Raw genomic sequence first — 17,557 nt, forward strand, 5'->3', positions numbered from 1 at the left:
AAGTAGTTATTGGAGGGCCGGTTTTGGTGGTTTCAGGTAGCTTTTTATGTACATGATCAGGTTAGCCTTCAGTGAATGCAAACCTGAACAGAAAACGATATCCAGCATACTCACCTTACTGCCTTTAGCGCCCAGCAGTTTGGCTTTTATAAGGCGATACCGCAGGATAAAGCGTTTGCGCTGCCGGCTATTCATGTCGGCTTTGTGTTTTTTGTAAAAGCTGGACAGCCCTTTCAGTTGGTTTTTTAACGTCGTGATCTTGATCACGGTGTCGTTACGGTAAATATTCTGCAACCTGTCGGGAATAATCAGTCCCGGACCAAATTGCCTGATCAGGCGATAGAAGGTATCGAAATCCTGGAAGGCCGGAAATTGCACGTCGAACCCGCCGATGGCCTGCCAGCGTGCTTTTTCTGTGAATACCTGGTTGCCGATCAGGTTCTCGCCTGCGTCGAGCAAGGTATCCGCCTTTATCAGGCGTAGCCTTTGGGTATGTGTGATTTTACCGTTTACCAGGATCAGGTTGTCGTTGGCTGCTACGAAAGCATACTTATTATCATATGACTTCAGCAATACCTCGATGCGGTTCACGACAAACTCATCATCGTCATCCAACCCGGTTACAAATTGCCCCTTGGCTGCATCGATCGCCAGGTTGCGGGAGTAGCAGGCTCCTTTTGACACCTCATTCCGGAAATACCTCACAGGTACGTTGGTTTGTTGTTGTACCCGGTCGATGATACTTTGGTTGTCGCAATCGGACCCATCATCCACCACCAGCACTTCAATGTCCTGGTAGCTCTGGCGGACGACCGAAAGGATCGCCCGCTCCAGCAATTGAGGCCTGTTCTTGGTAGTGATATAGATGCTTACAGTTGGCATTAATTCAGTGATTTATCGACGGTGCTCCACATATTGGCGATCTGCGTGAACCAATGTGACCGGCGGCTTTCTATTCTTCCCTTGGCACTCTTCAGCTCCGCTTCGGTAGACAATCTTTTGATGTTCTCCAGCATCTTTTCGTTCGTATCGAGTTGTACGTAGTAATCAAATACGTTGTAATCCTCCATGATACGTTGGTACTTATGGCTCCAGCCGAGGCAGATGGTAGGAATAGCCTGCGACAGGGCATTGATGACGCCATGGAACCTCGAAGCCACAATGAAATCACAAGCACCCACGTCGTCTTTCAATGCCAGCGCATTGTCGTTCGATACCAGTGACACGTTGGACGTATTGGGCAGTGATTGATACAGTTGTTTGATCACTTCCTGGTCTTCCGATCCGGTATGGTTGATCAGTGATACATGCAGACCCTGCTGCTGATAGTGAGCCACCAGTTTATTCAGGAAGTCGATGTATACCTCCATGGATTTGAACGTGTCGCTTTCCAGCATCTTGCAGTTGGGAATGATACCTACTCTTTTGAAGGAGTTAGAGGTTTCCTTGCGTTCTTTTCCCTGCGAGAAAGAAGCGGTGAAGTCGGGGGCAAATTGCATCTTTTCACGCAGCGAGCCTGGCTTGATAGCTGCTTCCAGGAATTCTTTGGATGACATATCACGGTAGAATACCAGGTCGGCATTGCGAACGATATTGCGGATGCGGTATTTTGATTTTGGTGTGCTGAAGGGGCCAAAAGCCTGTGGCAGGAAGATGATCCTGGTACCCAGCTTTTTGAAGAAACGCAGGTAAACAGATTCTTTGAAGTTGGCGCCCCAGCTGCGGGAATTATCCCAGAAATCACCATACTTGAAGCCGCTGCTGTCGATCAGCAGACCCACTTTACATTTCTTTACGGCCGGGCTGGCGTAGCCGAGCAATAAATACAGTAACTGATCCTTAACAGGAGGCTGGGGATTCTTAACCAGGTTAAGGGCTGCATATTCCTGTGGCTTGATGTTTCCTTTGCCGACAGAAATCGTAGCATTGTGGGGTTCGAAGTGTTGAAGAATGGCTCTTAACATGAGTTCCGCACCTTTGTTGTGGGTACCTACTCCGTCGATCTGTATTTTCATAGTTTTGAATTTTTTAGCGATTATTTGTCTGTGTGATTGAAGCTCCTGATCTGGTGTAAGGGTCTTTTTTCCGAGAAAGCCACCATGCCTTCAGGATCTGGATAGCCTATGCCGAGGCACATGATGGGGCGCTGGTGTTTATTGAGTGCCAGGAATTTTTCCATCTTCCGTTCACGGGGTTCCAGATCGGGCCAGTTGATCGCGCAACTACTCAGTCCGAGTGTTTCGAGTGCCAGCATCAACGACATGGAAGCGAGTGAGGCATCGATGTAAATAACGTGGCGGTCGCGCTCGTCATAATAAGCATCCAGGTTGCCTACGATCACGATCATGGTCTGGATGGAGTGTTCGTAGCCCTTGGTACCCATGGGCAGCTTGGCCACTTCCTTCACCATTTCCGGATTGTCGAATACGCGGAATTCGAAAGGCTGGCGGTTACAGGCGCTGGGTGATTGGTTGGCCACCAGGATCGCCTTATCGATCAGCTCACGTGGTACCTGTTTGTCCAGGAACCACCTGACGGATCTCCGCTGACGCGAAAGTTTATACAGCTCATCATAGCTGATATTGCTTTTATCCTGGTCGAGCCTCACGTAGGGAATGGCTTTGCAGTCTGTAGCTGATCCGGTTGCGTCGGTGGTGGTGCCAATGATCTTGTGGAAGCGGTTGGCTGATTTAGCTACTTCGGGGTCGCTGGAAGCGCCGGCGAAATATTCGGTCAGCACATCGGTAAACCATTTGATCTGCGGGTTATTGCGATCCTGCTGGTTTTTCCACACACCTTCAAAGCTATCGACGGTCTCTGCGATATAGTCTTTCGCAAAGACATTTCTTTTGGGGCGCATGAGCAATCCTTTCTCGATCCGATGGGTATTACGCACCAGCAGGAAGTAGTTGGCTTTGATCCGCTCTGCTTCTTTCAGGTGTTTCACTTTTCCTGCCAGTACCGCCTGGTATTCGCGGGAAAAAGACCTGTCGAACAAGAAATAATATACACTGGAGAGTAACCTCGACCGGTAACACAACTTTGACAGTTGCTTTTGAATGACCTTCTCATTCCGCGGCCTTAATCTCCTGGCTATCTTTTTAAGTGTCGGATTGCTTTTGAGATTCATGGGGTTATTTTTTAAGTTTCTTCAGATCTTTTAATTGTTTAACGATATCGTCTTTCATCATCGTCCACACGGTTGTGCCATACGATGCTGCTATGACCAGGCCGCCCCAGATATAGTGCAGCTGGAATTTGTACAGGCTAAGCGAGATCGCCAAAGCCACGAAGGTGGCGATGAACGGCACTTTGACGCACGACAGGAACTCACCCACCTTCATTTTTATATTCAACAGGTAGTTGAATGTATACTGTGCAATGAGCACTGCAATGAACTTATTGATCAACACCGCCCAGGCTGCGCCAACGATACCGTAGTAATAAATGCCGATAGAAAGGGTAGGGATGAAAATGCATGCTTTGAACAGCTGTAATTTCATCTCGAGGCCTGCTTTACCCAGTCCCCGGATCAATACTGTGTTGCTGTTGACCAGCATGTGCAACATCACTGATCCTGAAAGGATTTTCAGTGGCACGATGGTATCTGTCCATTTTTCCCCGAAGAAATTCAGGATGAATGACTCTCCGTATACCATGAAGAAAAGCATGATGGGATACACCACCAGGCTATTGTATTCGATCACCTTCAGGTAATATTTTTTGACAGAAGCCGGATCGTCCTGTTTTTTGCTGTACAGGGGATACATGACGTTGTTGATCACCGCCATTAATTTGCCCCTGAAAGTATCGGTCAGTACAAATGCCAGTGTATAGATACCCAGTGGTACAGCGCTCAGCAATTTACCAATGAGGAAGTAATCCACATTGTTCATGAGGTAGCTGACTACGTTGGTGCCGGTGGTATAAGCGCCAAATCCGAAGATCTCTTTAAACGCCTGTTTGTTCCACACCATTTTGGGACGCCAGCCGGTAGCCCGGAAGAACATCGGCATGGTGATCACGAAAGATGCCACTGCGTTGAACACCAGTGCCCAGATACCTGCACCGAGAAAGGCCAGTGCCAGCGACAATACGCCTGAAAAGATCGTCGCGTAATTGTTGATGACCGCGATCCGCTTGAAGTTCATCTTTTTGGTCAGCATAGCCTGCTGAACCAGGTTCACCGGGCTCGACAGGATCCCGATGCTGATGATCGGAATAATGGAGGCGAGGATCGGTTGCTCATAAAAATGGGCTGCAAACGGGCCCAGCAAAAAAGCCATGATCAGGTATAATGCTACCGACCATATGACGCCGGTCCAGAATGCGGTGTGGTAGTGGTTTTCCGTAAGCTCTTCTTCTTTCTTTTGTACCAGTGCTGCGCCGATACCGATGTCGTTGAACATCTGCACGAGGTTGGTGAATACGAGGGCCATGCCCACGATACCAAACTGTTCGGGAAACAACAGTTTGGCCAGCACCATTCTTATCAGCAGGGTAAAACCCTGGCTCACGACCATCTGAATGGCATTCCATACCATTCCCGACATGACCTGTTTTTTGTCGGACCCCTTAGCGGACGTCTTTAACGAAATATCTGTCATGCTTCTTGCGCTGTTTTTTTGAATCCTTTCTTCTTCTTTTTGCCATTTTCCAGGCCATAGCCGTAACCATATCCGTAGCCATAGCCGTATCCGTAGCCGTAACCCATTTTTTTGTGCGCTACATCATTAACGATGATATTGAGCTTGGGGAATATCTTTTTACCGTTAATTTTTTCAATTAAATGTATCTGCTGTTTGAACGTATGCTGGTGCCTTACTACATAGAAGGTGGCATCTGCATAGGTCGCCATGATCTCGGCGTCGGTAACGATTCCTACCGGAGAGGTATCGATGATGATATAATCATAGTGATTTTTCAGGTCCTGGAACAGCTTGTTGGTTTTTGCGAGCAGCAGCAGTTCGGTCGGGTTGGGGGGCAGCGGACCGGAGGCCAGTACATCGAAATTTTCACTGATACCGGAAGGCTGGATCCAGGATTGCCAGTCGTCATCGGCGGCGAGTACAAAATTGGTAAACCCTTGTTTGGTCAGGTTCAGGTTCTCGGAGATCTTGGGTTTGCGCAAGTCCATTTCCAGCAGCACCACTTTTTTGCCGGTGAGCGCCAGGGCGGCCGACAGGTTGATGGACAGGAATGATTTCCCTTCGCCACTCATGCTGGAGGTGATCAGGATCGTCTTGCTTTTGTATTCGGTAAGCAGGTATTGGATATTGGTGCGGAGCGATCGGAATTGCTCAGCAATATGACTTCTTGTTTTTTCCGTTACCGCTATTACTTCCTGGTTTTTGTTGTGGCCTATTTCTGCCAGGATAGGAAGTCGGGTGATCTTGGTGATGTCTTCAATGGTCGTCACTTTTCTGTTCAGCATGTCGAGCAGGAAGCTGATGCCAAACGGCAGGATCAGACCGATCGCAAAACCAGCTATCAGGATGATATTTTTCTTGGGTTTAAAAGGAGCAGGCTCGGACTTGGCCGGGTCGATAATGCGCGAATTAGCAATGGTTGATGATTTGGAAATGGCCGACTCTTCGCGTTTCTTCAACAAGAACAGGTAGAGCTCCTGTTTAATAGCTTGTTGACGGGAGAAGTCGAGGAAGATACGTTCCTTGGCTGGTACCTTGCTGATCTGGCCTTCGAAGTTACTGGTGCGTTTATTCAGTTCAGCGATACCTACTTCGATTCCTTTTCTGATGGAACCGATGCTGCTCAGCAGTTCCAGCCGCAGGTTCTTTAATTGCTCATCTACGCTGATGATCGAAGGATGGCTTTCGGTGAAGCTCATTTTCATTTTATCGCGCTGTAACTGCATTTCATTATAGCGTTGAATAAGGGCTATAAAGCTGGGATCCTGCATGACGAGCGAGGAGGGAACAACCTGGCGGGTGTTCTGGTTGCTTTTGAGAAACTCTTCCAGCGATTTAACCACCGATAACTGTACTTCCTGTTCTGTCTGTTGTTTGGCGTAATCGCTCGTATTTTCCAGTAATAATTTGGCGTGTTCGCTGATATTGGTCAGTCGGTTGGCTGTTTTAAAACCTTCAATGTCTTTTTCTATGCCGGTCAACTCACCCGATACCAGCTTCAGCCTGGTGTCGATGAATTTCATGGTGCTGTCGGCGATGCGGCTTTTATCGTTGACACTTTGCTGAATATAGGTGCTGACGATGGCGTTCAGGATCTCTTCTCCTTTGTCGGGCAAGGTTTCGTTTAGCGTCAGGTAGATCACGCTAACCTGTTTGTTGGGGATCTCTACTTTTAAGGCGCCTTTGTAACGTTGTACGGCGTCATCAAATGGACTGATGGAGATGGTTACCGGTTTGTCGATAGGCCATTTGGAGATGCCTGGTGCCGCGCTGATCAGGACATAACCTTCTTTCAGCTTCAGCGTATCTCCCAGGTGTCCGTTGTATTTTTGTTCGCCGCTAATGATCTCGAAATTGGCAATATTGTGTTGATCAAAGGTCAGCAGGTACTCGTTGCCCTTCGTCAGTGAGTCGGCCGGCGGATGTACAAACGTGAAATTGACAGGACGTTCGTTGTAGATGTCCGATGTTTTTACTTTACCGGAGGCCGAATAGCGTACACACAATTGGTACTTTTTAACCACATCTTCAATGATCGTACGGCTTTTAAGCACCTCAGCTTCATTGTCCACGTTGCTTTTGCCCATCAGCATGCCGAAATCCTGCAGTACTTCTGCTTCTCCGAAATTGGTGCCTTTTTTGTCATCCTGGACCAGCAACGTTGCATGAGCCATGTATTCGGGCGTGGCCAGGCGGAAATATACGTAGGCCACGGAAATACAGATGGCTGCAGAAACGATCAGCCAGGGCCAAAGGGTGAAGAATTTGGCGCCAATGCTCTTAAGGAGGCTCGAACTTTCGTCTGGTTCATTGTTATCATTGAAAGTGTAAGTCTGCATAAGCTTCTATAGTCTTGATATGATTACGATTAGTAAGGAAAGGCCGGTTGCGATCAAAGAGATATTCCGTGTTCTGACCGCGTCGGTAGACGCGATCTTCGATTTGTTGGGTTCTACATACACCATATCACCTTGTCTGAGGTAGAAGTATGGCGAAACAAAGGTTTCAGCCGAGTTCAGGTTGAAACGGATGGTTTGTTTTTGTCCGAGTGAATCCCGCACCAGCAGTATATTCTCCCGTCTCCCATAAATGGTGAGGTCGCCGGCCATACCGATCGCGTCGAGGATGCTGACCTTTTCATTGGGAACGATATACGTGGCTGGTCGTGCTACTTCACCGAGGACGGTAATGCTGAAGTTGGCAAACCGCACATTGATGACCGGGTTGTTATAATATAGCGCTACGCGCGCATGTATCGAATCGCGGGCAATAGAGGTCGATAAACCAGAGACCTTTACTTTTCCAACGATGGGCAACTCGATCATGCCTTCCCGGTCGACCAGGAATCCCGTTACTGCCGTTGGAGAGCCGGGGGAGTTGGAAGAGCCAGGTTGAACGGAATAGGTTGAATTATTTCCTACTGCGAGCAGTGTGTTTACTTGTGGGTCGAGGGTAAGAATCGAAACCTGCAGCAGATCGTTGGGTTGAATGGCAGGATCGGAATATTGCAGGCTGGGCAATTGCAGGGCAGCCAGGTACAGTGAATCGGGGATATCCTTGAAGTAAGTGATTTTTTTGTTCATCGTGCACGACGACATCGCCAGCACAAGACCCGACACGAAGATGATCAAAAGATAGGTTTGACTAAACCGGCGCATAGGTTTTATCCGATATTAGATTTGATGAATGGTTTTTCTGATGCTGTTGTCATTGCCCCTGGGGCTCGTAACAAAAGCTTAATAAAGTATGGCAAACAATCGTGAGAATCCTGTTGGTGATAACCTGGTGCAAGGGAAATACCGGTTGGTGCCGGTTGGTAAGATCAGGACGTTACCAACTGTCCTGGTGGATACGTTGACGGGTAGGTCAGGCGGTAGGCAGCAGTTGGTAAAGTGTGTATCATGGTTGTCGATTTGGTTCCCAATATTGGATTTCAAATCTCTAAACGGGAATGAATGCCGTTTTATTATAACCGTACCTATTTAATTTTTAATTATTTAAGCAGTGTATGATTAAATCAGGAATGGACGTTATGTGGATAATAAAAGGCCCTGGCAGTCATACTAAAATGCTCCACCCACAAACTGCAGCAACAGTGTGGAGGGAGCATTTGGCAAACGGGCCGGTGGCGCTATTCTGTGTCTGATAACAAATAATAATTATTTGACAGGTCCTCGTCTGGTAAATAGCCCAATGGGTCGATGGCGACCACCGCAGGCCGGCGGTCTACTTCGATCACCAGTGTGTGCTGGGAGCGGGATAGCCAATAATGCTGCCGGTAGAGTGGTTGTGTGCTGCCATCCCAGGTAATGTGTGGCGCCGCATAGAGGGCGATTGGCACCAGGTCTGGTGGTGTGTCGGCCGAAGGAGCGCTTTTCCCGGTGCCCTTTTTCCCGTGCTGCACCTCGATGGTAAGCCTGAAACGTCCGCCAGTGAGCGAATCGCACCGCACAGCTCTTACCGCGTTGTCGTAGGTAGCGGTACCGGTAAACCATTCCTGTATCTGTGCCGCTTGTTGCTGGTTTGTTCCAGCGACCAGCAACTGTAACAGGTCATCGGGCCTGCCCTTGCTGGCGGGGTACCCGTGTTGGGCGATCAAGGCGCGCAATGCTGCATTGACCGTATCTTCCCCCAGCATTTCTTTTATGCCATACATCACCATGCCCCCTTTTTGGTAGTATACATAAGGTTTGTCTGTCTGGTACAGGGGCTGTTCCTGTTCATGGTCCATGCCCCGCAACGCGAAATACAGGTTGTTATCGGCCTGCAACAGCCGGCGCAGATAATGGGCACCAAACCGTTTTTCCACCGCCATGTACTCTCCAAACTTCGCCAGCGATTCTGTCAGCACGGCTCTGCCAGGGCCGTCCATCGGCGAGAGCACATTGGCCCACCACTGGTGGGCTACTTCGTGGGCGGTCACTGCATATACACTGTTGAAGCGTGTCGAGTCGTGCAGGTTGCTCATAAAACTGATGCGTTCGGTACTGAACAAGACACCGGGGTAAGCCGTCGCAGCACCGGGATAATGGGGAATAGCTGCCAATGTCAATTGTTGGAATGGATAGGCTCCCCACTGTTTGCTGCCATAGTCGAGTGCGTCTGTCATGGCCTGCGCGATCAGGGGTATATTATAGTCGAGCCCGGGCTGATACAATATATTCAATTGTACGCCATCGTGGTTTTCACGGTGCAAAGCATACCGCGCCGAACTGAACGCAAACTTAAAAGCAATGGGCCTTTCTGACTGGTAATGAAAATAATGCCGGCCATTCTGCGTCCAGTCCCGTTGCAGGGCACCAACGCTTACCACCTGTTGGTCGGGCACTGTAGAAATAACATGATCCATGGTGACGAAGTGGTACGCGCTATCTGTTGCGGGCAACTTTGTTTGAGGCGGCAAGCCCTGCTTTTTGCGTAGTGGTGCATCTTCCAGTTCATACTGCTCCTGGTAGCCCAGGTAGGGCAGGTACTTTTCCAATTCCACATAACTACCGTTGTCTACAATGGCATGTTCACTGTTGAAAGGAACAAACGGCGATTGTATGACTTCCTGAGTAAATGACAAGGTCATAGAGTCGCCGGGCTGCAGCGGTTGACCAAGTTGGTAGATGGATTGTCCAAAGCGATCATCCTGCTCCGCAAGGCGGGCGTTGGGGATGGTGTAGCGGATGCTCGTCACCGCTGCATCGTTGCCCAGCCATACAGTGGTGACGGGTTGTGACGACTCATTGCGCAGCCTGTATTGGCCGCGTACGGTGTACCGCCGCTGACCGGGGTACAGGTCGGTGGCGAGTTGTACATGGGTGATAGAAGGTTGGGGCAGGGATACTCTGGAGCGGTATGTTTTTTCGTAGGATGCCTGCCAACTGTACAAGGCTTCACGAACCAGGGGTTGATGGCCGGCGCTATACCGGACAAAGATGGCAATGGCTAAGCAGGTGCTTAGGCATAGCGCGGTCATTATGAACTTCCACGTAAACCTGGGCCGTTGTTGCTGACGGAAAGTGGATCTGAAACTGCCTTTGTTCCTCGTCTTCCAACAGGCTGCGCCGGCCAACAATAAGAGTCCGGCGATGGCTGTCCAATACAGCAGGTAATAGTATAGGGCTTTTTCTTCATGACCCCAGCCGCTCATGTAGGCATAGTCGGGCAAAGGCGTGGCGGCATAACGAACCAGGTAACTGTGCAGCCCGAGCCTGTTTCCGAACAGAAAAACCCCAACGACGGCCAGGCTGAGCAACATCCCGGCATATTTGTTATTGAACAAGGATTGCAGGAAGCCGATCAAGATGGCATACAGGAGCAATGGCCAGCCACTGTACAAGAACAACGAGCAATACAAATTCCATTCGATGGGATGAAACCCCTGCGCCAATTGAAAGCCAATGCCCGTCAGTATATTCACGGTGACCAAGGATGCAATGAGACTGGCCAGTGCCGCTGTTTTGGCACACCATAAAACGGTGTCGGGTACCCGGGTGGCAAAAATAAGTTCATGCATGCGGGTGGCCCGTTCGCGGTGAATGAGCTCTCCCGCATAAAACACTACCAGCAATAGCGCGGGCCGCATCGGGCGCAGGTATTCGACAATGTACCCGCTGGCGGTGTAGAACCGGATATTGTAGGGACCGTGTAAAATGGTTTCCTTGAGGTCTACAGCCGTCAGGAAGGCCCATAAGGCCAGCAATACCAGGAAGGGGATATGCCGGAAGATCGAGTTCGTCTCGAGCCGCCACTGCGAAGCAAAGGCCCGCCAGCTGTAGCCGCGCCCGGTAGTCTGTACGGATACCCGGTGATAGGGTAGCGGGATGGGGCTATCCGGCGTAGTGGGCCTGGTGCGGCGGCTGGTGGCAACCGGTAGCCGGAAGGCAAACCGGCGATAGGTCAACCACAATAAACCACCGGCCAGGGCCAGCCAGGTCAGCCTGTTGAGCAGCAGGGCTCCTGCCAGTGGCAGCAATTGTTGGTTGCGTTCATCCACGGTCCAGTGGCGGGTAAGACCAAAGAAAGAAGTGATGGCAAAGGGATCGAGCAGTTGAGGCCATAGTTGATTTTCTTGTGTTTTCAGGGATGAATTGGCCATCAGCGGCGAGTTGCCCAGGATGGAACCCAGAAAGTAGAGGATGAATAAGCCGACACCGGCCATGTACACGGCCCGCACCTGCCTGGTCAGCAGGGCTACGCTAAACAGGATGCTGCAACAAAGCAATACGTTAGGGACACTGAATACCAGCAGTGGCTGTATAAAATACCGCAGGCGAAAAGGCCCCAGGGATGCTGTATCTGCGCTCATCGTCCCCAGCCAGATGCCTGCGGAACCCAGTGCCAGCACCAACAGTACCACCACGAACAACCCGGTTAAGCGAACGATAAAATAGGGCAGGCGCCGCAGCGTGGTGCTGAACAGCAGGGCATTCATATCGTAGGTAGTATCGCGCAATACCACCTGGGCACAGAGCAGCGTGCTTACAAATATACCTGCGAGGCTGATCATACACGTGATATAGCTAATCACATAAGGGGCATTCTTGTGTAGTTCGCCACTGCCAAAGTTACCCTGCGCGATCAGCATGCCCAATCCGAGAAACAAAGCACCGGCGATCATGAACGTCAGCTGCCGGAGGTGGTACCTGCTTTCAAACAGCATCAGGTGCTTTACCATACCGTTACCTCCTTTTTAGTGCCGGTAGCACCCGTCAGGGCCGAGAAGTATACTGCCGAAAGATCGGGTGGGCATTGGGTAAAGCCGGTTTCTGGCTGACTGTCTGAAAGCACCAATACCTGTAGCTGTCCACCGGTGATGCGGGTGCTGATCACTGGTAGCTTGTCCTGGTAGCGCGCAACCTCCTGCCTGGCTATGGCTTTTTGCCAGACCTTGCCGGCCAGTTTTTCCGTCAATACGGCGGGCTTCCCTTGTAAGATCACCCTTCCTCCGGCCAGGATGGCCATATTGGGACAGAGGTCATGTACATCTTCCACAATATGGGTGGATAGGATCACCACTACCTGTTCGCCGATCTGGCACAGCAGGTCGTGAAAACGGTTGCGCTCCAGCGGATCGAGGCCAGCGGTCGGTTCATCTACAATGATTAGTTGTGGGTTGCCCAGCAGGGCCTGTGCAATGCCAAAGCGTTGGCGCATGCCGCCCGAGAAGGTGCTCACCGCCTGCCGGCGAACGTTGTACAGGTTGGTCTGTTGCAGCAGCGCAGCTACCTGTTCTTGCCGGGCTGCTTTGTTGTCGATCCCTTTCAGCACGGCCAGGTGGTGCAGCAGCTCCTGGGCCGACAGGCGTGGGTACACCCCAAAATCCTGTGGCAGATAGCCGAGCTGGCAACGCAATTGGTAAGGGTCTTTAAAAATATCGATACCATCAAACTGCACCTGGCCACTATCGGCGGTTTGCAGGGTGGCCAGGGTGCGCATCAGGGACGATTTGCCGGCGCCATTGGGACCCAGCAGGCCAAAGAGGCCATTGGAGATGTCGAGCGAAACCTGGCTCAGCGCCTGAACACCATTGCTGTACCGTTTGGAAAGATCCCGTATTTGTAAACGATGCATCATGGGAAAAGAAGGGTTTTAAATAAAAGCAATGTTTTTCATGACTACCCGGTACCGATGACCGGTTCAATCAGGTGCAAACTATCACCGGGGTGGCAGCGTGAAAACTAATAGTGATCAGGAGCGGGTAAGTGGTGACAAACCCCTGGCTGGTCCTGATATCGGGGAGTGGCGGCATACATCATCAAAACCGGTACGTTGGTCATTATTTTTTCCGGGTATGCCAGGACCAACGTTCTTTTACAACCAATGAAGCAAAAGATAGCACCCTGGATGCCGGTGATGGGGGCGTGGTTGGGCCGTCGTTCCTCCACGATCCTGTACCTGGGGTTGATCAGTTGGGTTTGGTTGTCGGACATGACCCGGCTGCAGCCTGGTTGGTGGGGGTATTACATCAGTAACCTCCTGTTGACGGGGGTAGCCCTGGCGCCAGCACTCTTTTTCTCCTGGTTCCAGCAGCAATGGAAAAGCAGCTGGCCTACTGGTCGATACTGGCGGTGGTGGTTGCTTTGTTTTGCCGTATACCTTCCGGCGCTGCTGCTTGGCCTTACCTATTGGAACACGGCGTATATGCACCAGCGAGACCTGGTCATTACGTGTGCAATTGGTGTGCTGGTGCTGGAGTTGGTGTTGGTCGTCAACAGGGTTGGGCAACAGCGGCTGCGTCAATGGAAATGGATTCAACGCATCAGTCTGGAAAAGGCCTTATTGATCAGCATGTTATTGATCTCTGTAACGTTGTCCATCATGGCGGTGTCAAGTATCGGCAATCCGGAATACGATCTGCCAGACCGGCTGTTGCTCGGGTTTGACTTTAAACTGCGGCAGGTATTTGTTCGCTTCGGCACCTTTATCAGTTATACGGCGCAGTTCCTCTTCATGTATGCCTGCGGTTATTTTTATTTTTATGTCAACAACCGCATCCTGGTGCCCAGGGTATTGAAGGCGCAGGGATGGATACTGTATTGCCTGACCGGACTCGCCTTTGTGGCCCTGAGCTATCCGATCGTAGGACAACTGCTGGCCTGGTTGCCGATCAATAAGCGGCTTGGCATGGTGTTTAACAGCGATCCCTTCCGGCTCGAAAATGGATTTGCTGCCGTGCTCATCCTGCTCCTCAGCCTTCCGGTAGTGGTAGCCATGCAATGGGTACGGCAAAACAATACCATCCTGGCCCTCGAAAAATCAAAAGCGCAGACCGAACTGGACCTGTTGCAGCAGCAACTCAATCCACATTTCTTTTTCAATACCCTCAATAACCTCTATGCCCTCAGCCTCACGCAGGCCAAAGAAACACCGGATACCATTCTGCAATTGTCGGAGTTGATGCGCTATGTGATCTACAAGGCCAAGGAGCCCGTGGTATCGACGGAGGAAGAGATCAGGTATATTGAAGATTACCTGCAGCTACAGCAGATGCGGTTGAAGCGGCAACCCGATATACGGTTCAATTACCAGGTGGCGGCGGATGCGCCCCCCATTCCTCCTTTGCTGCTGATCATCCTGGTAGAAAACGCGTGTAAGCATGGTATTGAACCAGCTACCGGACCTTCTTTCCTGCACATGGACCTGGTGGCGGACCGCCAACAACTGTATTTTTCCTGTGTCAATTCGGTAGAAGAGCAAGGCGCTACGCCGGGAGGGATCGGACTGGCCAACCTGCAACGCCGGCTCGACCTGTTGTATCCCGGTAAACACCGTTTTACCACCCAACAGGAAAATCATACTTTTAAGGCTACACTCGAGTTGTTACACGTATGAAACTACGCTGTCTGATCGTGGATGATGAGCCGTTGGCGCACCAGGTGATCCTCCGGTACATGGAAGACCTGCCATTCCTGGAACTGGCGGGCCAGTGCTACCTGGCTACAGAAGCTATTGCCTTTCTGAATACGCAACCGGTGGACCTTATTTTTCTCGATATCCGGATGCCACGTCTCAACGGGCTCGATTTGCTGCGCTCCCTGCAACAGCGGCCCTTGGTGATCATCACGTCGGCCTATGAAGAACATGCCCTGGAGAGCTTCGAACTGGAAGTATGTGATTATTTGCTCAAGCCTTTCCGTTTCGACCGGTTTCTCAAAGCCGCCAACCGCGCGTTGTCCCTGCATGCGTTGCGTCATCCCGCTGCCGCGGCTGTGGCATCCCTGGCGACCAGTAACCTGCCTGCGGCAGAACCCGCCCGGATCTATATCAAAGCCGATAAGAAACAAGTACAGTTGGAGCTGGATGAGGTATATTACCTGGAAAGCGTGGGCAATTATGTCAAAGTATGGGGTGCGGACAAATTCCTGTTGACGGCCCGAACGCTGAGTAGTTTTGAAGAGCAGTTACCGGCCGATTCCTTCCTGCGGATCCATAAATCCTATATACTCAACAAAAAATTTGTGCACTATATAGAGGGCAATACCATCCGCCTGCGCAATGGTAAGGAACTGCCCATCGGGAAAAGTTATAAACACCTCATCAAAGACCTGCCATCATGAATCTATTCAACAATGCTTTCCTCCTGCGCCTTGCGGTGGCCATCACCTTGCTGGCGCACAGTGTACCGGGCATGTTTACCGGTGGTGTCAATGATTTTGGCAACCTCTACCTCAACCAGGTTGGTTTTGCGCCGTTGGGACTACCCATCGCCTGGGCCATCAAATTGTCGCATGTGGCTGCGGCTATTTGTTTTCTGCTCGACAGGTACGTAAAGGCCGCAGGTTGGATCACGCTTTTTGTGCTCATAACAGGCATTGTTATGGTACATTTTAAAGAAGGATGGTTTGTGGTCGGTGGCGGACGCAATGGCGTCGAATTCAATTTTCTCCTTATTTGCGTGATCCTGCACCTGATGTTCCGGGGCAAGGCTGCTCGATCGAACTAGAAGGCGCAGCTCTTGATCAGTCCGTTGGCGAGCGTGATCTTTTGTGTATCGCCATCGGTTTTGACCTCTACAAATTTTTCCAGACGTTTGGCGCGGGCAACCGTATAGTCCTGGTTGTAATAATAGTTGGTGGTGGTTCTTACCGGACCATTTTGGTAGGTATCGCTTCCGGTGTATACTTTAGCGGTCTTCAGCTGGTTGAAGCTGTGTATGATCTGGATAAAGTATTTGCCGGGTTTCAGTCCTTTGAATTCAAAGCGGCCATCGGCATCTGCGGTCGTTTCTATGCGGTATTGGTTCGCTTCATTCGACATGTATACGTTGGTGTGTTTGCCCTCCTTCTTCTCCCGCAGGTCGTACCATTCTTCCAGGTAGGGGGTAACGGGAAACAATACCACCTTCACGCCCTGCGCATCGAAAATGCGCCCATCCACTTTGGTGCAGGCTTTTCCCCGAATGGTTGACAGACCGCGTTCCAGGCCAGCCTTGGCGATGGCCGGGTCAAACGTGCCGAGGGGGAACAGTGAGCGCATGGTATTGCCGCCGGTGGCAGTAATATTCCCACCCAGTTCTGCGAATTTCTTGCGGTCGAGGTCTGCCTCCTTGCTTTTACCGATCGCATCGTACGCTTCTGCACGGTTCTGGTATGCGTACATATTTTTAGCATCGAGCTCGATCGCTTTGTTGTAGTTGTTCAGTGCTTCCTGGAAATGCTGTTTGTCGTGGTGTATGAAGGCAAGGTACAGGTAGCCATTGGCGGATTTTGGGTCGATCTGCAACACCTTGTTGAAATCTTTCAAAGCTTCATCCAGTTGTTTATTGCGGTACAGCACGAAGCCGTGTTGCATATAAGCGTCCTTGAAGTTGGGGTCCAGGTCGAGCGCCTTGTTGTATTCTCTGAGCGCCTGCTCTGGCTGCTGTCTGGCGTTGTAGGTGTTGCCGCGCAATACGTAGGTATTGGGGGCCTTGGGGTTGACCTCTACCGACTTGTTGTATTCGCTGAGGGCAGCATCGTATTTTTTCTGATCGTAATATACATTGCCCCGGTTGTTGTAGGCTTCCCAGTCTTTGGGGTTGAGTTGTATGGCCTTGGTATAGTCGGCGATGGCTTCTTCCGGTTTGCCAATACGTTTATAACACACGCCACGGTTGAACCAGGAGTCGGCGAAAGTCGGATCGAGGTTGATGGATTGTGTATAGTCGGGAATGGCTTTATCCGGCAGGTTTTGATTGAGGTAAATATTGCCTCGGTAGTGATAGGGCGTTCCATACCGTGGGTTGACGGCGATGGCTTTGTTGTAGTCGGCCATGGCCGGCTCGTATTGTTGCTGGCTGAAATAGATGAAGCCACGTTTGGTGAGGGCCCTGGCATTGCGTGGGTTCAGTTCGATACATTTACTGTAATCTGCCAGCGATTCTTTCGATTTATCCAGGGCTGAATAAGCCAGTCCACGGGCGTAGTAATCGAAAGAAGACTGTGCATTGCGCAACATTCCAATGGCTTTCTCTGCGGTCGTGCGGGCTGCTGTGCTATTGCCGCTGATCCGGTAGTAGTCGGCCTGCAGGGCTACCAGCGTACCATTGGTGGGTTGTAATTTGAGCGCCTTTTCCAGGTCGGCCTGGGCGGAGGGCATTTTGTTTTCGAACATGGCACCGCTGGCACGGACGGCATAGGCGAGGGCCTGGTTGGCGTCGGCGGCAATCACGGTGTTGGCTGTTTGCTGCGCCAGGAAGAAATTGCCTTCCATCAACTGGTTTAAGGCAGTTTGTGCGGTAGCATTGTTTTGAGCCAGCAGGGGAGTAAAAGAATGGCAAGTCAGGATGAGCGCGGTGATGAACGATCGTTTTCTTAGCATGCGTTTCAGGTGTTTGAGAATGGTTGCTTGGATACGGGGTACCTCGCAAAACTAATACCATAAGCGGGGAATCCGGCTGTTGCAGGGCGAATATTCTCCCGGATCGCTTGCAGAATACC

12 protein-coding genes are annotated in these 17,557 nt (G+C 50.8%); 3 read left to right on the plus strand and 9 right to left on the minus strand.

Annotated elements, in window-relative coordinates; genetic code table 11:
- Window positions 1-6: 6 nt before the first annotated feature.
- From P2W70_RS10250 to P2W70_RS10285, 8 genes are all read right to left on the minus strand, one after another.
- Window positions 7-882, minus strand: a complete 876-nt coding sequence (locus tag P2W70_RS10250; protein ID WP_276481356.1) for a glycosyltransferase — start codon at window positions 880-882, stop codon at window positions 7-9.
- A complete protein-coding gene (locus tag P2W70_RS10255; RefSeq protein WP_276481357.1) occupies window positions 882-2,015 on the minus strand; it encodes a polysaccharide pyruvyl transferase family protein in 1,134 nt (377 codons plus the stop codon). The genes P2W70_RS10250 and P2W70_RS10255 overlap by 1 nt, the downstream gene beginning before the upstream one ends.
- 20 nt (window positions 2,016-2,035) lie before the next feature.
- Entirely contained in the window at window positions 2,036-3,130 is a 1,095-nt protein-coding gene (locus tag P2W70_RS10260; protein WP_276481358.1) for a nitroreductase family protein, read from the minus strand.
- A 4-nt stretch (window positions 3,131-3,134) separates the two neighbouring features.
- On the minus strand, window positions 3,135-4,553 hold the full coding sequence (locus tag P2W70_RS10265) for a lipopolysaccharide biosynthesis protein (protein WP_276481359.1): 1,419 nt from the start codon (window positions 4,551-4,553) through the stop codon (window positions 3,135-3,137).
- 50 nt (window positions 4,554-4,603) lie between these two features.
- On the minus strand, window positions 4,604-6,988 hold the full coding sequence (locus tag P2W70_RS10270) for a GumC family protein (RefSeq protein ID WP_276481360.1): 2,385 nt from the start codon (window positions 6,986-6,988) through the stop codon (window positions 4,604-4,606).
- Between the two features lie 6 nt (window positions 6,989-6,994).
- Entirely contained in the window at window positions 6,995-7,780 is a 786-nt protein-coding gene (locus tag P2W70_RS10275) for a polysaccharide biosynthesis/export family protein (RefSeq protein WP_276481361.1), read from the minus strand.
- A 500-nt stretch (window positions 7,781-8,280) separates the two neighbouring features.
- Entirely contained in the window at window positions 8,281-11,814 is a 3,534-nt protein-coding gene (locus P2W70_RS10280) for a M1 family aminopeptidase (protein ID WP_276481362.1), read from the minus strand.
- The gene (locus tag P2W70_RS10285) at window positions 11,808-12,713 is read right to left on the minus strand and encodes an ABC transporter ATP-binding protein (protein WP_276481363.1); all 906 of its coding nucleotides are present in this window, start codon (window positions 12,711-12,713) and stop codon (window positions 11,808-11,810) included. The genes P2W70_RS10280 and P2W70_RS10285 overlap by 7 nt, the downstream gene beginning before the upstream one ends.
- Before the next feature lie 246 nt (window positions 12,714-12,959).
- Here P2W70_RS10285 and P2W70_RS10290 point away from each other — a divergent pair, with 246 nt between their 5' ends.
- The 3 genes from P2W70_RS10290 to P2W70_RS10300 are packed head-to-tail and all read left to right on the plus strand — an operon-like array spanning window position 12,960 to window position 15,582.
- Window positions 12,960-14,471, plus strand: coding sequence for a sensor histidine kinase (locus P2W70_RS10290; protein WP_276481364.1), 1,512 nt, complete (start codon window positions 12,960-12,962; stop codon window positions 14,469-14,471).
- A complete protein-coding gene (locus P2W70_RS10295; RefSeq protein WP_276481365.1) occupies window positions 14,468-15,196 on the plus strand; it encodes a LytR/AlgR family response regulator transcription factor in 729 nt (242 codons plus the stop codon). Before P2W70_RS10290 ends, P2W70_RS10295 begins: the two co-directional genes overlap by 4 nt.
- Window positions 15,193-15,582: a hypothetical protein gene (locus tag P2W70_RS10300; RefSeq protein ID WP_276481366.1), complete on the plus strand. Its 390-nt coding sequence runs from the start codon at window positions 15,193-15,195 to the stop codon at window positions 15,580-15,582. The genes P2W70_RS10295 and P2W70_RS10300 overlap by 4 nt, the downstream gene beginning before the upstream one ends.
- Here the strand turns inward: P2W70_RS10300 and P2W70_RS10305 are convergent.
- Window positions 15,579-17,438, minus strand: a complete 1,860-nt coding sequence (locus P2W70_RS10305) for a tetratricopeptide repeat protein (RefSeq protein WP_276481367.1) — start codon at window positions 17,436-17,438, stop codon at window positions 15,579-15,581. The two genes, P2W70_RS10300 and P2W70_RS10305, sit on opposite strands and share 4 nt — an antisense overlap.
- Between the last annotated feature and the right edge of the window lie 119 nt (window positions 17,439-17,557).

It is taken from the genome of Paraflavitalea pollutisoli (assembly GCF_029360705.1).
In the GTDB taxonomy this organism is placed as follows: Bacteria; Bacteroidota; Bacteroidia; order Chitinophagales; family Chitinophagaceae; genus Paraflavitalea; species Paraflavitalea pollutisoli.

Excerpts from the sequence above, each read along its gene's own strand:
- P2W70_RS10260 (WP_276481358.1), bottom strand. The coding sequence starts at position 3,130 with ATGAATCTCAAAAGCAATCCGACACTTAAAAAGATAGCCAGGAGATTA.
- P2W70_RS10295 (WP_276481365.1), top strand. The coding sequence starts at position 14,468 with ATGAAACTACGCTGTCTGATCGTGGATGATGAGCCGTTGGCGCACCAG.
- P2W70_RS10290 (WP_276481364.1), top strand. The coding sequence starts at position 12,960 with ATGAAGCAAAAGATAGCACCCTGGATGCCGGTGATGGGGGCGTGGTTG.
- P2W70_RS10255 (WP_276481357.1), bottom strand. The coding sequence starts at position 2,015 with ATGAAAATACAGATCGACGGAGTAGGTACCCACAACAAAGGTGCGGAA.
- P2W70_RS10300 (WP_276481366.1), top strand. The coding sequence starts at position 15,193 with ATGAATCTATTCAACAATGCTTTCCTCCTGCGCCTTGCGGTGGCCATC.
- P2W70_RS10285 (WP_276481363.1), bottom strand. The coding sequence starts at position 12,713 with ATGATGCATCGTTTACAAATACGGGATCTTTCCAAACGGTACAGCAAT.
- P2W70_RS10250 (WP_276481356.1), bottom strand. The coding sequence starts at position 882 with ATGCCAACTGTAAGCATCTATATCACTACCAAGAACAGGCCTCAATTG.
- P2W70_RS10265 (WP_276481359.1), bottom strand. The coding sequence starts at position 4,553 with ATGTCGGGAATGGTATGGAATGCCATTCAGATGGTCGTGAGCCAGGGT.
- P2W70_RS10305 (WP_276481367.1), bottom strand. The coding sequence starts at position 17,438 with ATGCTAAGAAAACGATCGTTCATCACCGCGCTCATCCTGACTTGCCAT.
- P2W70_RS10280 (WP_276481362.1), bottom strand. The coding sequence starts at position 11,814 with ATGGTAAAGCACCTGATGCTGTTTGAAAGCAGGTACCACCTCCGGCAG.
- P2W70_RS10270 (WP_276481360.1), bottom strand. The coding sequence starts at position 6,988 with ATGCAGACTTACACTTTCAATGATAACAATGAACCAGACGAAAGTTCG.